Origin of the sequence: Hydrogenophaga intermedia (genome assembly GCF_000723405.1) — a bacterium.
Taxonomy (GTDB): Bacteria; Pseudomonadota; Gammaproteobacteria; order Burkholderiales; family Burkholderiaceae_C; genus Hydrogenophaga; species Hydrogenophaga intermedia.
On record NZ_CCAE010000002.1, the window covers coordinates 98881 to 112553 of the forward strand.

Genomic DNA, 13673 nt, shown 5'->3' on the forward strand with positions numbered 1-13673 from the left:
GGAGGTCTTTCGGTGAACTTTGACCTCGCGCCGTACGCGAGCGACCCGGCGCGCAGCCGCGGACGGCGTCACCCGGAGCCGCCTGCGCCCACGCGCACCGACTACCAGCGCGACCGTGACCGGGTCATCCATTCCACCGCCTTTCGCCGGCTGGTCTACAAGACGCAGGTTTTCCTCAACCACGAGGGTGATCTGTTTCGCACCCGCCTCACGCACTCGTTGGAAGTCGCCCAACTCGGCCGCAGCATTGCCCGATCGCTGCGTCTCAACGAAGACCTGGTCGAGGCGGTGGCGCTGGCGCACGACCTCGGGCACACACCGTTCGGCCACGCGGGCCAGGACGCGCTGCATGAGGCCCTGCAGGCGCTGAGCCCTGATGGTCGCGCTCCCGATGGCTGGGGTTTCGAGCACAACCTGCAGAGCCTGCGCGTGGTAGATGAACTCGAGGAGCGATACCCCGCGTTCGATGGCTTGAACCTGTCCTTTGAAACGCGCGAGGGCATCCTCAAACACTGTTCGCGCCGCAACGCCGAGCGGCTGGAGCGTCTGGAGCCAGGCGGCGTCGCCACGCGCTTTCTGCGCGGTGGCTCGCCCTCGCTGGAAGCGCAGTTGTGCAACCTGGCCGACGAGATCGCCTACAACGCGCACGACATTGACGACGGCGTGCGCTCCGGCCTCCTCACGCTGGAGCAGCTCGAGACCGTGGAGCTGTTCGACCACTACCGGCGCCAGGCTCTGCAGGAACACCCTCACCTGCAGGGACGGCGGTTGCTGTTCGAAAGCATCCGGCGCATGCTCAGCGATCAGGTGTACGACGTAATCGCGGCGACGCGCGATCGGCTGGAGTGCTCGGGCGTGCACAGCGCCGACGAAGCGCGTGCCTTGCCAGCGCTCGTGGCGTTCTCGGATTCGATGCGTGAGCGCAGCCAGGCGCTCAAAACCTTCCTTTTCCGCAACCTCTACCGCCATCCTCAGGTGGTCGAAACCACCGGCCGCGCGCGCCGGGTGATCCAGGACCTGTTCGACCGCTACCTCGTCGACCCCGGCGAGATGCCCGACGCTCACGGCCAGCGCCGCCACCTGGAGCGCGCGGTGGCGGACTACATCGCTGGCATGACCGACCGATTCGCCATCCGCGAGCACGAGCGCCTGTTCGGCGCGGTTCTCTTCCCATGACATCCCTGCCCCCGTCTTCGCCCGCCGCCGTCCGCGCCGCCGCCCTGGTGGTGGCCGTGGGCGTCACCTGCGCCTTGCACATCGGCAAGCTGCCCGTCGCCATTCCCGCCCTGCAATCCGGCCTGGGCGTGAGTCTGGTGCAGGCGGGGTTCCTGCTGTCGCTGGTGCAACTGGCGGGCATGGCCCTGGGCCTCTTCGTGGGCCTGGCTGCCGACCGCCTCGGGCCGCGTCGGGTGATGTTGTTCGGATTGATGGGGCTGGCCGTGGGGAGTGCCTGGGGCGCGATGGCGTTGTCACCCACCGACCTGTTGGCGTCGCGGGCCCTGGAGGGCCTGGGCTTCCTGCTAGCCGTGCTGCCGGCGCCGGGCCTGATTCGCCGCCACGTGGCCGATCAGCGCCTGCTGGCCAAAGCCCTGGGCTGGTGGGGGGCCTACATGCCCCTGGGTACCGCGCTGGCGCTGCTGCTGGGGGCGCCAGTGATCGAATGGCTGGGGTGGCGCGCCGTGTGGCTGGGCCTGACCGCGTGCTCGCTGCTGGCGCTCGTCGCACTGTGGCGCGGCCTGCCACCCGACATGGCGCTGGCAGGGCAGGGCGCGCCCCTGGGCCCCCGGGTGCGCCGCACGCTCGCAGCGCCCGGCCCCTGGCTCGTCGCCCTGGCGTTCTTCCTGTATTCGGGACAGTGGCTGGCCGTCGTGGGATTTCTGCCCACCATCCTGTCACAGGCGGGCTTTGGGGGCCTGGCGGCCGGCGTGCTCAGCGCGGGCGCCGCCGCAGTTAACATGGCTGGCAACATCGGTGCCGGCCGATGGATCGCGCGCGGTGGGCGTCCCCGCTTCGTCATGGGGTTCGCCTACCTCGCCATGGGGTTCGGCGCGATGCTGGCCTTCGGTCTGCGGGACGTGCCGGTGGTGCAGTACCTCGCCATCCTCGCGTTCTCCGGTCTGGGCGGTCTCATCCCGGGCACGCTGTTCGGCTTGGCGATCCGTTTGGCGCCGGGCGAGGACACCATCTCCACCACCGTGGGCTGGATGCAGCAGTTCTCCGCCCTCGGTCAGTTCGTCGGGCCGCCCTTCGTGGCCTGGGTGGCCACGCAGATGGGCGGCTGGCAACTCACCTGGGTCGTCACCGGCGCCGCTTCGTTGCTCGGCCTCTGGGTCGCGCACCGCATCCAACGCACCCTGCCGGCCTGATGCTTTAATTGGGGTCAGATTCCAGGTTTCTTGCCCCATGGCCCGACTGCCGCGCCTGACCGTCGCCGGTTACCCGCACCACATCATCCAGCGCGGCAACAACCGCCAGGCCATCGTTCGCGACGACGAAGACCGTGAGGCCCTGCTGGAGCTGATCACGACCCGGGCGCGCCAACACGGCGTGGCGCTGCACGCCTGGGTGCTGATGGACAACCACTTCCACCTGCTGGCCACGCCCGAGACGGCCGAGGGCGTGCCGCGGTGGATGCAGGACGTTGGCCGCAGCTACGTGCGCCGCTTCAACGACCGCCACCAGCGCTCCGGCACCCTGTGGGAAGGCCGCTACAAGTCCACCTTGATCCAGACCGAGCGCTACTTCCTGGCCTGTATGGCCTACATCGAGCTCAATCCGGTGCGCGCCGGCATGGTGGCCGAGCCGCGCCAGTACCCCTGGTCGAGCCACCTGCACCACATTGGTCAGCGCGTGGACCGCTACCTCAGCGCCCACCCCGTGTACTGGGCCCTGGGCAACACCCCTTTCGCCCGCGAAGCCGCCTACGCTGAGTGGGTGCGCTCGGGCCTCAGCGCGCAGCAGCAGAAGGCCATCACGGACGCCGCGCTGCATGGCTGGGCCCTGGGCGACGAGGGTTTTGCGGGGGAACTGCAGAAGCAGACCAGCCGTCGGGTGTCGCGTGCTGCTAAGGGGCGCCCAGCCGCAGTGCCCGTGGACAAAGCCGGTACCTGAGGCGGCCACGAGCTTGCTCTTGCGACGCTGCGCCTGCTTTTAATATGTCCCCATTTAAATGTTGGTCAAACGAATCAGAAAATAAATGGAATCTGACCCTATTTAAAATGCTTGGCACGCATGGTGCAATGCAATAAGCTCCCGATCCCGACGGATTTGCCCCACAGACGAGAAGGACGAGCGCCATGAACACGGCCGCTGAAAAAGAGCACCTGCAACAGCACGGTCTGTACGACCCGGCCAACGAGCACGACGCCTGCGGCGTCGGCTTCGTGGCGCACATCAAGGGCGAGAAGAGCCACGCCATCGTCGAGCAGGCGCTCAAGATCCTCGAGAACCTCGACCACCGCGGTGCGGTGGGTGCCGACAAGCTCATGGGCGACGGCGCGGGCCTGCTGATCCAGATGCCCGACGCGCTGTACCGCGAGGAAATGGCCGCGCAGGGCGTGACGTTGCCGCCCGCCGGCGAATACGGCGTGGGCATGATCTTCATGCCCAAGGAGCACGCCAGCCGCCTGGCCTGCGAACAGGAAATGGAGCGCGCGATCGCCGCCGAAGGCCAGGTGCTGCTGGGGTGGCGCGAGGTGCCGGTGAACATGGACATGCCCATGTCGCCCACGGTGCGCGCCAAGGAACCCATCATCCGCCAGGTCTTCATCGGCCGTGGCAACGACGTCATCGTGCAGGACGCGCTGGAGCGCAAGCTGTACGTGATCCGCAAGACCGCCAGCGCGGCCATCCAGCGCCTCAAGCTCACGCACTCCAAGGAGTACTACGTGGTGAGCATGAGCAGCCGCACCGTGGTCTACAAGGGCCTGCTGCTGGCCGATCAGGTGGGCACCTACTTCAAGGACCTGCAGGACCCGCGCTGCGTGTCTGCCCTGGGCCTGGTGCACCAGCGCTTCTCCACCAACACCTTCCCCGAGTGGCCGCTGGCGCACCCGTACCGTTACGTCGCGCACAACGGCGAGATCAACACGGTCAAGGGCAACTACAACTGGATGAAGGCGCGCGAAGGCGTGATGAGCTCGCCCGTGCTGGGCGCCGATTTGCAGAAGCTCTACCCGATCAGCTTCGCGCACCAGTCTGACACCGCCACCTTCGACAACTGCCTCGAACTGCTCACCATGGCGGGCTACCCGCTGTCGCAGGCCGTGATGATGATGATCCCGGAGCCCTGGGAGCAGCACACCACCATGGACCCGCGCCGCCGCGCGTTCTATGAATACCACGCGGCCATGCTGGAGCCCTGGGACGGCTCGGCCTCTATCGTGTTCACCGACGGTCGCCAGATCGGCGCCACGCTCGACCGCAACGGCCTGCGCCCCTCGCGCTACTGCGTCACCGACGACGACCTGGTCATCATGGCCTCGGAATCCGGCGTGCTGCCCGTGCCCGAGAACAAGATCGTGCGCAAGTGGCGCCTGCAGCCCGGCAAGATGTTCCTGATCGACCTGGAGCAGGGCCGCATGATCGACGACGAGGAGCTCAAGGCCAACCTCGCCAACAGCAAGCCCTACAAGCAGTGGATCGACAACCTGCGCATCCGCCTGGACGACGTGGAACATCCCGTCGCTGGCGAGGACGCCCAGGAGCTCCCCGTGGCCCAGACCGAGCCGCAGTCGGCCGGCATGGAGCGCGTCTCGCCCGAGCTGTTGGATCGTCAGCAGGCCTTCGGCTACACGCAGGAGGACATCAAGTTCCTCATGAGCCCCATGGCCGCCAATGGCGAGGAGGGCATCGGCTCCATGGGCAACGACAGCCCGCTGGCCGTGCTGTCGGACAAGAACAAGCCGCTCTACAACTACTTCAAGCAGCTGTTCGCGCAGGTCACAAACCCGCCGATCGACCCGATTCGCGAAGCCATCGTGATGTCGCTGGTGTCTTTCATCGGGCCCAAGCCCAACCTGCTCGACATCAACCAGGTGAACCCGCCCATGCGCCTGGAGGTGAGCCAGCCCGTGCTGGACTTCGCCGACATGGCCAAGCTGCGCAACATCGAAGCCGTGACGCAGGGCAAGTTCCGCAGCGTCACGCTGGACATCACCTACCCCGCAAGCTGGGGCCGCGAGGGCGTGGAGGCCAAGCTGGCCTCGCTGTGCGCGGCCGCGGTGGACGCGATCAAGGGCGGCAAGAACATCCTCATCATCAGCGACCGCGGTGTCGGCCCGGCGCAGGTGGCCATTCCCGCGCTGCTGGCACTCTCGGCCATCCACCAGCACCTGGTGCGTGAGGGCCTGCGCACCAGCGCCGGCCTGGTGGTGGAGACCGGCACCGCGCGCGAGGTGCACCACTTCGCCGTGCTGGCCGGCTACGGTGCCGAAGCCGTGCACCCCTACCTGGCGATGGAGACCCTGGTCGCCATCCACAAGGATCTGCCGGGCGATCTCAGCGCCGACAAGGCCATCTACAACTACACCAAGGCGATCGGCAAGGGCCTGTCCAAGATCATGTCCAAGATGGGCGTGAGCACGTACATGAGCTACTGCGGCGCCCAGCTGTTCGAGGCCATCGGCCTCAACAGCGACACGGTGGCCAAGTACTTCACCGGCACCGCCAGCCGCGTGGAAGGCATCGGCGTGTTCGAGATCGCCGAGGAAGCCATCCGCATGCACAAGGCCGCCTTCGGCGACGACCCGGTGCTGGCCAGCATGCTGGATGCCGGCGGCGAATACGCCTGGCGCACGCGCGGCGAGGAGCACATGTGGTCGCCCGATGCCATCGCCAAGCTGCAGCACAGCACGCGCGCCAACAGCTGGAATACCTACAAGGAATACGCCCAGATCATCAACGACCAGAGCCGCCGCCAGATGACGCTGCGCGGCCTGTTCGAGTTCAAGCTGGACCCGAGCAAGGCGATTCCGATCGACGAGGTGGAGTCCGCCAAAGAGATCGTCAAGCGCTTCGCCACGGGCGCCATGTCGCTGGGCTCCATCAGCACCGAGGCCCATGCGACGCTGGCCGTGGCCATGAACCGCATTGGCGGCAAGAGCAACACGGGCGAAGGCGGTGAGGACGAGCGCCGCTACCGCAACGAGCTCAAGGGCATCAAGATCACCAAGGGCGAAACCCTCAAGAGCATCATCGGCGAGGACGTGGTCGAGGTCGACCTGCCGCTGGAAGCCGGCGACAGCCTGCGCTCCAGGATCAAGCAGGTGGCCTCGGGCCGCTTCGGTGTCACCGCGGAATACCTGCAGAGCGCGGACCAGGTGCAGATCAAGATGGCCCAGGGCGCCAAGCCCGGCGAGGGCGGCCAATTGCCTGGCGGCAAGGTGTCCACCTACATCGGCAAGCTGCGCTATTCGGTGCCCGGCGTGGGCCTCATCAGCCCGCCGCCGCACCACGACATCTATTCCATCGAGGACCTGGCCCAGCTCATCCACGACCTGAAGAACGTGGCACCGCACGCCAGCATCAGCGTCAAGCTGGTGTCGGAAGTGGGTGTGGGCACCATCGCCGCGGGCGTGGCCAAGTGCAAGGCCGACCACGTGGTGATTGCCGGTCACGACGGTGGTACGGGCGCCTCGCCCTGGTCGTCCATCAAGCACGCCGGCAGTCCCTGGGAGATCGGCCTGGCCGAGACCCAGCAGACCCTGGTGCTCAACCGCCTGCGCAGCCGCATCCGCGTGCAGGCCGACGGCCAGATGAAGACCGGTCGCGACGTGGTCATCGGCGCCCTGCTGGGTGCCGATGAGTTCGGCTTCGCTACCGCGCCGCTGGTGGTGGAGGGCTGCATCATGATGCGCAAGTGCCACCTGAACACCTGCCCGGTGGGCGTGGCCACGCAGGACCCGGTGCTGCGCAAGAAGTTCTCGGGCAAGCCCGAGCACGTCGTCAACTACTTCTTCTTCGTCGCGGAAGAGGCGCGCCAGATCATGGCGCAGCTGGGCATCCGCACGTTCGACGAACTGATCGGCCGCGCCGATCTGCTCGACACGCGCGCCGGCATCGCGCACTGGAAGGCGCGTGGCCTGGACTTCAGCCGCCTGCTGGCCCTGCCCGCCGTGCCGGCCGAGGTGCCGCGCAAGCACACCGAGCAGCAGGAGCACGGCCTGGAGAAGGCGTTGGACAAGGTGCTGATCGAGAAGTGCCGCCCCGCCATCGAGAAGGGCGAGCGCGTGCAGTTCATCGAGGTCGCCCGCAACGTGAACCGCTCCGTGGGCGCCATGCTCTCGGGCGAGCTCACCAAGCACCACCCCGAAGGCCTGCCGGACGACTCCATCCGCATCCAGCTCGAAGGCACGGGCGGCCAGTCCTTCGGCGCCTTCCTGGCCAAGGGCATCACGATGTACCTGATCGGCGACGCCAACGACTACACCGGCAAGGGCCTGTCGGGCGGTCGCGTGGTGGTGCGCCCCAGCATCGACTTCCGCGGCGAGGCCACGCGCAACATCATCGTCGGCAACACCGTGCTCTATGGTGCGACGACGGGCGAGGCCTACTTCTCCGGCGTGGCCGGCGAGCGCTTCGCGGTGCGCCTGTCCGGCGCCACCGCGGTGGTGGAAGGCACCGGCGACCACGGCTGCGAGTACATGACCGGCGGCACCGTGGTGGTGCTGGGCAAGACCGGCCGCAACTTCGCCGCCGGCATGAGCGGCGGTGTGGCCTACGTCTACGACGAGGACGGCCGCTTCGCCGAGCGCTGCAACACCGCCATGGTGAGCCTGGAGCCCGTGCTCCCTGCCAAGGAGCAGGAGGCCGCGTCCGCCGCCGGCGCCTGGCACCGCGGCCAGACCGACGAAGCCCTGCTGAAGAAGCTGCTGGAAGACCACAACCGCTGGACCGGCAGCAAGCGCGCCCGCGAACTGCTGGACAACTGGGCCACGGCGCGTGGCAAGTTTGTGAAGGTGTTCCCGAACGAGTACAAGCGCGCGCTGGGTGAGATGGCCGCGAAGCAGACGGCCGCCGCCGCGACCACCAAGGCGCAGGGCTCGGCCAAGAAGGCCATCGCGCCCGCCAAATAAGCCCACGAGATACAGCCCCACGAGATACAGGACAGCACCATGGGAAAAGTCACCGGCTTCATGGAATACGAGCGCATCGAGGAGGGCTACGCGCCCGTGCCCGATCGCCTGAAGCACTACAAGGAATTCGTCGTCGGGCTCGATGACCAGCAGGCCAAGGTCCAGGGCGCGCGCTGCATGGACTGCGGCACGCCGTTCTGCAACAGCGGTTGCCCGGTGAACAACATCATCCCGGACTTCAACGACCTCGTGTACCAGGGCGACTGGAAGAATGCCATCACGGTGCTGCACAGCACCAACAACTTCCCCGAGTTCACCGGCCGCATCTGCCCGGCGCCCTGTGAGGCGGCCTGCGTGCTCAACGTGAACGACGATCCGGTGGGCATCAAGTCCATCGAGCACGCCATCATCGACCGCGCCTGGGCCGAAGGCTGGGTGCCGGCGCAAGCGCCCAAGCACAAGACCGGCAAGAAGGTGGCCGTGGTGGGCTCCGGTCCGGCTGGCATGGCCGCCGCGCAGCAACTGGCGCGCGCCGGCCACGACGTGACCGTGTTCGAGAAGAACGACCGCATCGGTGGCCTGCTGCGCTACGGCATTCCCGACTTCAAGATGGAGAAGTCGCACATCGACCGCCGCGTGGCGCAGATGGAGGCCGAAGGCGTGGTGTTCCGCACCGGCGTGCTGGTGGGCGCTCTGCCCGCCGGCAGCAAGGTCACCAACTGGGCCAAGGAAACCGTCAGCGCCGAGGAGCTCAAGGCCGAGTTCGATGCCGTGCTGCTCACCGGCGGTTCGGAGCAGAGCCGCGACCTGCCCGTGCCTGGCCGTGACCTCGACGGCATCCACTTCGCCATGGAGTTCCTGCCGCAGCAGAACAAGGTGAACGCGGGCGACAAGCTCAAGGGCCAACTGCGCGCCGACGGCAAACACGTCATCGTCATCGGCGGCGGCGACACCGGATCCGACTGCGTGGGCACCAGCAACCGCCACGGCGCGCTCAGCGTCACTCAGTTCGAGGTGATGCCCCAGCCGCCCGAGCAGGAGAACAAGCCCCTGGTGTGGCCCTACTGGCCGCTCAAGCTGCGCACCAGCTCCAGCCATGAAGAAGGTTGCGTGCGTGAGTTCGCGGTGTCCACCAAGGAATTCGTCGGCAAGAACGGCAAGGTCACCGGCCTGAAGACCGTGCACGTGGAGTTCAAGGACGGTAAGTTCGTCGAGGTGCCTGGCACCGAGAAGGAGTACCAGGCCGATCTGGTGCTGCTCGCCATGGGCTTCACCAACCCCGTGGCCACCGTGCTCGAGGCCTTCGGTGTCGACAAGAACGCTCGCGGCAACGCCAAGGCCACGACCGATTTCACCGGTGGTTACGCGACCAACGTGTCCAAGGTCTTCGCCGCCGGCGACATGCGCCGGGGCCAGTCGCTGGTGGTCTGGGCCATCCGCGAAGGCCGTCAGGCGGCCCGCTCGGTGGATGAATTCCTCATGGGGTATTCGGACCTGCCGCGCTGAACACTCCATTACCAAAACGTAAGGGTGCGACGGGATTCCGGTAAGTCGGGATCCCGTATCATGCGGCGGCCGGGTCCATGCCCGGCTTTTGCTTGATGAGCACCACACCGTCCACCCCCCTCGTCGAACTGCGCAACCTGACTTTCGGGTACGGCGCGCGGGTCATCCTCGACGACATTTCGCTGACCGTGCCGCGCGGCAAGGTCACGGCGCTCATGGGCGCCTCGGGCGGCGGCAAAACCACGGTGCTGCGCCTCATCGGCGGCCAGATCCGCGCCCAGCGCGGTCAGACCCTGTTCGACGGTGCCGACGTCACCACCATGGACCAGCGCGCGCTCTACGCCGCACGCCGCCGCATGGGCATGCTGTTCCAGTTCGGTGCGCTGTTCACCGACATGAGCGTGTTCGACAACGTGGCCTTTCCGCTGCGCGAGCACACGAAACTGCCTGAGGCGCTGGTGCGTGACATCGTGCTGCTCAAGCTCAACGCCGTGGGCTTGCGCGGCGCGCGCAACCTGATGCCCAGCGAACTCTCTGGCGGCATGGCGCGACGGGTGGCGCTGGCGCGTGCCATCGCGCTCGACCCCGATCTCGTCATGTACGACGAGCCCTTCGCTGGCCTGGACCCGATCTCGCTCGGCACGGCCGCGCGCCTGATCCGCGAACTCAACGGCGCCCTGGGCCTCACCAGCATCGTGGTGTCGCACGACCTGGACGAGACCTTCGGCATCGCCGACCAGGTGATCGTGCTGGCCAACGGCAAGATCGCCGCGCAGGGCACGCCCGACGAGGTGCGCCACAGCACCGATCCGCTGGTGTCGCAGTTCGTCAACGCCCGGCCCGACGGCCCGGTGCACTTCCACCACCCAGCCCCCACGCTGGCCGAGGACTTCGGCAAGGACGGCGTCTGATGTTCAAGGCCCTGTACCCCGCCAACGTCGGCCGCGCCGTGCGCCAGCAGATCACTGCGCTGGGGTATGGCGCTCGCCTGTTCCTGCGCTTGCTCGCCTTGGGTGGGAGCGCAATGCGCCGTTTCGGCCTGGTGCGTGACCAGATCCATTTCCTGGGCAACCACTCTCTGTCCATCATCGGCGTCTCGGGCCTCTTCGTGGGCTTCGTGCTGGGACTGCAGGGCTACTACACGCTGCGCATCTACGGCGCCACCGAGGCGCTGGGCCTGCTGGTGGCACTCTCGCTGGTGCGCGAACTGGGCCCCGTGGTCAGCGCCTTGCTGTTCGCCGGCCGCGCGGGCACCTCGCTTACCGCCGAGATCGGTCTCATGAAGGCCGGGGAGCAGCTCAGCGCCATGGAGATGATGGCCGTGGACCCGGTGCGCCGCGTGCTGGCTCCGCGCTTCTGGGCCGGCGTCATCGCCATGCCCTTGCTGGCCGCCGTGTTCAGCGCGGTCGGCGTCATCGGCGGCTGGGTCGTCGGTGTCGGTCTCATCGGCCTGGACGGCGGCGCCTTCTGGAGCCAGATGCAGGGCGGCGTCGATGTCTGGGCCGACGTCGGCAACGGCGTCATCAAAAGCGTTGTGTTCGGCTTCGCCGTCACCTTCATCGCCCTGCTGCAGGGCTACCTGGCGCAACCCACGCCCGAGGGCGTGTCGCGCGCCACCACCCGCACGGTGGTGATGGCCTCGCTCACCGTGCTGGGCCTCGATTTCGTGCTCACCGCCATGATGTTCAGCATCTGAGGGTTCACCGGAGAACCACCATGACTTCTTCCAAAAACGATTTCTGGGTCGGCCTGTTCGTGCTCATCGGCGGCGCGGCCATTCTGTTCCTCGCGCTGCAGTCGGCCAACCTGCTGCAGATCAGCTTCGAGCCCACCTACCGTGTGGTCGCGCGCTTCGACAACGCGGGCGGCCTCAAGGCCGGTGCCGCGGTGCGCTCGGCGGGTGTGGTGGTGGGCCGGGTCGAAACCATCGGCTTCGACGACAAGACCTTCCAGGCCAGTGTCGCGCTCACGCTCGAGAAGCGCTACGCCTTCCCGCGCGACAGCTCCATGAAGATACTCACCAGCGGCCTGCTCGGCGAGCAGTACGTGGGTATCGAGCCGGGTGGTGACCCGGAGAACCTGGCCGATGGCGCGCTGGTGACGCAGACGCAGTCGGCGCTGGTGCTGGAAAACCTGATCGGCCAGTTCCTGTTCAACCGCGCGGCCGAAGGCGCCGAAAAGAAACCCGAAGCGGGCACCCAATAAGCCCCTCGTCCCCCCCGGGAGTTCGCCCCATGACCACCCCACGATTCACCCCCCGCCCCGCGCTGGCGGCGGCCGCGGCCCTGGCGCTGCTGGCCGGCTGCGCCACCGGCCCCGACGCCAACCCCAAGGACCCGCTGGAGCCCTTCAACCGCGGCGTCTACCGTTTCAACGACGCGGTCGACACGGCGGTCCTCAAGCCCGTGGCCACGGCCTACGTCGACATCACGCCCAGTCCCGTGCGCACCGGGGTCAACAATTTCTTCGGTAACCTGGGGGACCTGTGGTCCGCCGTCAACGCCGGCCTGCAGTTGCGCCCCCGCGAAACCGCCGACAACCTGCTGCGCTTCGGCGTCAACACCGTGCTGGGCTTCGGTGGCCTGCTCGACATCGCCAGCGAGGCCGGCATCGAGCGAACCCGTATCGACTTCGGCCAGACCCTGGGCCGCTGGGGCGTACCCTCGGGCGCCTACCTGGTGCTGCCATTCTTCGGTCCGTCCACCGTGCGCGACACGGGTGGCCTGGTGGCCGACAGCGCCGCCGATCCGGTGGGCCACGTCGACCACATTCCCAGCCGAAACTCGCTCTACGCCCTGCGCGTGGTGGACACGCGCGCCGGTCTGCTGCGCGCGGGCGAACTGTTCAATGACGCCGCGCTCGATCCGTACAGCTTCATGCGCGACTTCTACCTGAACCGTCGCCAGCGGCAGATCGACGACATGATCGACAAGGGCATCGGGCTGGGCGATGGGGATGACACCGAATAGGGCGATAGTGGGCACTCGCTGCTGATACGCCTCGTCACCATCCGCCGGGAACCCGTCACATGGGGCGCCCGTCCCACCGCCACAATGCCGTCACACAGGCCACGGGCCCCGAAAGGACTTTCATGATCACCCTGCAACGACGTTCCTGGCTGGCCGGCATGGCGCTGGCCCTGACCGCCTTCAACCTGCCCGCCAGCGCGGCCGAAGCCCCCGACGCCATGGTCAAGCGCCTGTCCACCGAGGTGCTGGACCTGATCAAGGCCGACCCGGCCATCAAGGCCGGCAACATCGACCGCATCATGGCCGTGGTGGACGAGAAGATCATGCCCAACGTGAACTTCACGCGCATGACGTCCTCGGCCGTGGGCCGCCACTGGCGCCAGGCCACGCCCGAGCAGCAGCAGCGCCTGCAGGCCGAATTCAAGGCCTTGCTGGTGCGCACCTACTCCGGTGCCCTGGGCGAGGTCCGCGATCAGACGCTGAGCTTCAAGCCCCTGCGCATGCAGCCCACCGACACGGAAGTGGTGGTGCGCTCTGAGGTGCGTGGCCGTGGCGAGCCCATCCAGCTCGACTACCGCATGGAGAAATCCAACGACAGCTGGAAGATCTACGACCTCAACGTGCTGGGCCTGTGGCTGGTGGAAACCTACCGCACCCAGTTCGCACAGGAAATCAATGCCAAGGGCATCGACGGCCTGATCGAGTCCCTGGCCCAGCGCAACAAGAGTGGCGGCGGCACCGCCAAGACCAACTGATGAGCGACGCCCGGCTGCCCGCGCGCCTGACCACGGCCGAGGCCGCTTCCGTCCTTCAAGAGTTGCGCAGCGCTCTGGCGGCCGAGCCGGGAGACGCCGTCACGCTCGACGCGGGCGGCCTGCGCAGCTTCGATTCGGCCGCCGTGGCCCTGCTGCTGGAGCTGCAGCGCGAACTGCGGCGCACCGGTCGCACGCTGCGGGTGACGCAATGGCCGCCCCGCCTGCGCGACTTGGTCACCGCCTACGGCGTGCAGGAATTGCTGCCCGCCTGAGTCCGTCCGCGTCTGCCCCCAGGCCAGCGCGGGCTAGGCCCCAGCCGTAGAATCCCCGGTTCCCTGCCCGCCACGGATGTCCCGTGTCACGGGCCA

General features: G+C 67.5%; 11 protein-coding genes. All 11 read left to right on the forward strand.

The window, feature by feature from the left end:
- Positions 1-12 precede the first annotated feature (12 nt).
- The 11 genes from BN948_RS01900 (at position 13) to BN948_RS01950 (ending at position 13577) form a co-directional block, all read left to right on the forward strand.
- Positions 13-1176 (forward strand): deoxyguanosinetriphosphate triphosphohydrolase, encoded by a 1164-nt coding sequence (locus BN948_RS01900; RefSeq protein WP_009516458.1) that lies wholly within the window; start codon positions 13-15, stop codon positions 1174-1176.
- On the forward strand, positions 1173-2366 hold the full coding sequence (locus BN948_RS01905) for an MFS transporter (protein ID WP_009516459.1): 1194 nt from the start codon (positions 1173-1175) through the stop codon (positions 2364-2366). The genes BN948_RS01900 and BN948_RS01905 overlap by 4 nt, the downstream gene beginning before the upstream one ends.
- 37 nt (positions 2367-2403) lie before the next feature.
- Positions 2404-3111 (forward strand): REP-associated tyrosine transposase, encoded by a 708-nt coding sequence (locus tag BN948_RS01910; protein ID WP_009516460.1) that lies wholly within the window; start codon positions 2404-2406, stop codon positions 3109-3111.
- Positions 3112-3296: 185 nt separating this feature from the next.
- The gene (locus BN948_RS01915) at positions 3297-8075 is read left to right on the forward strand and encodes a glutamate synthase-related protein (protein WP_009516461.1); all 4779 of its coding nucleotides are present in this window, start codon (positions 3297-3299) and stop codon (positions 8073-8075) included.
- A 39-nt stretch (positions 8076-8114) separates the two neighbouring features.
- The gene (locus BN948_RS01920) at positions 8115-9581 is read left to right on the forward strand and encodes a glutamate synthase subunit beta (protein WP_009516462.1); all 1467 of its coding nucleotides are present in this window, start codon (positions 8115-8117) and stop codon (positions 9579-9581) included.
- Between the two features lie 95 nt (positions 9582-9676).
- On the forward strand, positions 9677-10492 hold the full coding sequence (locus tag BN948_RS01925; protein WP_169803271.1) for an ABC transporter ATP-binding protein: 816 nt from the start codon (positions 9677-9679) through the stop codon (positions 10490-10492).
- The gene (mlaE, locus tag BN948_RS01930; RefSeq protein WP_009516464.1) at positions 10492-11277 is read left to right on the forward strand and encodes a lipid asymmetry maintenance ABC transporter permease subunit MlaE; all 786 of its coding nucleotides are present in this window, start codon (positions 10492-10494) and stop codon (positions 11275-11277) included. The genes BN948_RS01925 and mlaE overlap by 1 nt, the downstream gene beginning before the upstream one ends.
- A 20-nt stretch (positions 11278-11297) precedes the next feature.
- Positions 11298-11786: an outer membrane lipid asymmetry maintenance protein MlaD gene (gene mlaD, locus BN948_RS01935; protein WP_009516465.1), complete on the forward strand. Its 489-nt coding sequence runs from the start codon at positions 11298-11300 to the stop codon at positions 11784-11786.
- Between the two features lie 29 nt (positions 11787-11815).
- A complete protein-coding gene (locus BN948_RS01940) occupies positions 11816-12550 on the forward strand; it encodes an MlaA family lipoprotein (RefSeq protein ID WP_009516466.1) in 735 nt (244 codons plus the stop codon).
- A gap of 122 nt (positions 12551-12672) precedes the next feature.
- The gene (locus tag BN948_RS01945) at positions 12673-13305 is read left to right on the forward strand and encodes an MlaC/ttg2D family ABC transporter substrate-binding protein (RefSeq protein ID WP_035620172.1); all 633 of its coding nucleotides are present in this window, start codon (positions 12673-12675) and stop codon (positions 13303-13305) included.
- The gene (locus tag BN948_RS01950) at positions 13305-13577 is read left to right on the forward strand and encodes an STAS domain-containing protein (RefSeq protein ID WP_009516468.1); all 273 of its coding nucleotides are present in this window, start codon (positions 13305-13307) and stop codon (positions 13575-13577) included. Before BN948_RS01945 ends, BN948_RS01950 begins: the two co-directional genes overlap by 1 nt.
- Positions 13578-13673 lie beyond the last annotated feature (96 nt).

Bases quoted from the DNA above. Each gene is read 5' to 3' on its own strand.
- BN948_RS01915 (WP_009516461.1), top strand. From the start codon at position 3,297: ATGAACACGGCCGCTGAAAAAGAGCACCTGCAACAGCACGGTCTGTAC.
- BN948_RS01920 (WP_009516462.1), top strand. From the start codon at position 8,115: ATGGGAAAAGTCACCGGCTTCATGGAATACGAGCGCATCGAGGAGGGC.
- mlaE (WP_009516464.1), top strand. From the start codon at position 10,492: ATGTTCAAGGCCCTGTACCCCGCCAACGTCGGCCGCGCCGTGCGCCAG.
- mlaD (WP_009516465.1), top strand. From the start codon at position 11,298: ATGACTTCTTCCAAAAACGATTTCTGGGTCGGCCTGTTCGTGCTCATC.
- BN948_RS01910 (WP_009516460.1), top strand. From the start codon at position 2,404: ATGGCCCGACTGCCGCGCCTGACCGTCGCCGGTTACCCGCACCACATC.
- BN948_RS01905 (WP_009516459.1), top strand. From the start codon at position 1,173: ATGACATCCCTGCCCCCGTCTTCGCCCGCCGCCGTCCGCGCCGCCGCC.
- BN948_RS01945 (WP_035620172.1), top strand. From the start codon at position 12,673: ATGATCACCCTGCAACGACGTTCCTGGCTGGCCGGCATGGCGCTGGCC.
- BN948_RS01925 (WP_169803271.1), top strand. From the start codon at position 9,677: ATGAGCACCACACCGTCCACCCCCCTCGTCGAACTGCGCAACCTGACT.
- BN948_RS01940 (WP_009516466.1), top strand. From the start codon at position 11,816: ATGACCACCCCACGATTCACCCCCCGCCCCGCGCTGGCGGCGGCCGCG.
- BN948_RS01950 (WP_009516468.1), top strand. From the start codon at position 13,305: ATGAGCGACGCCCGGCTGCCCGCGCGCCTGACCACGGCCGAGGCCGCT.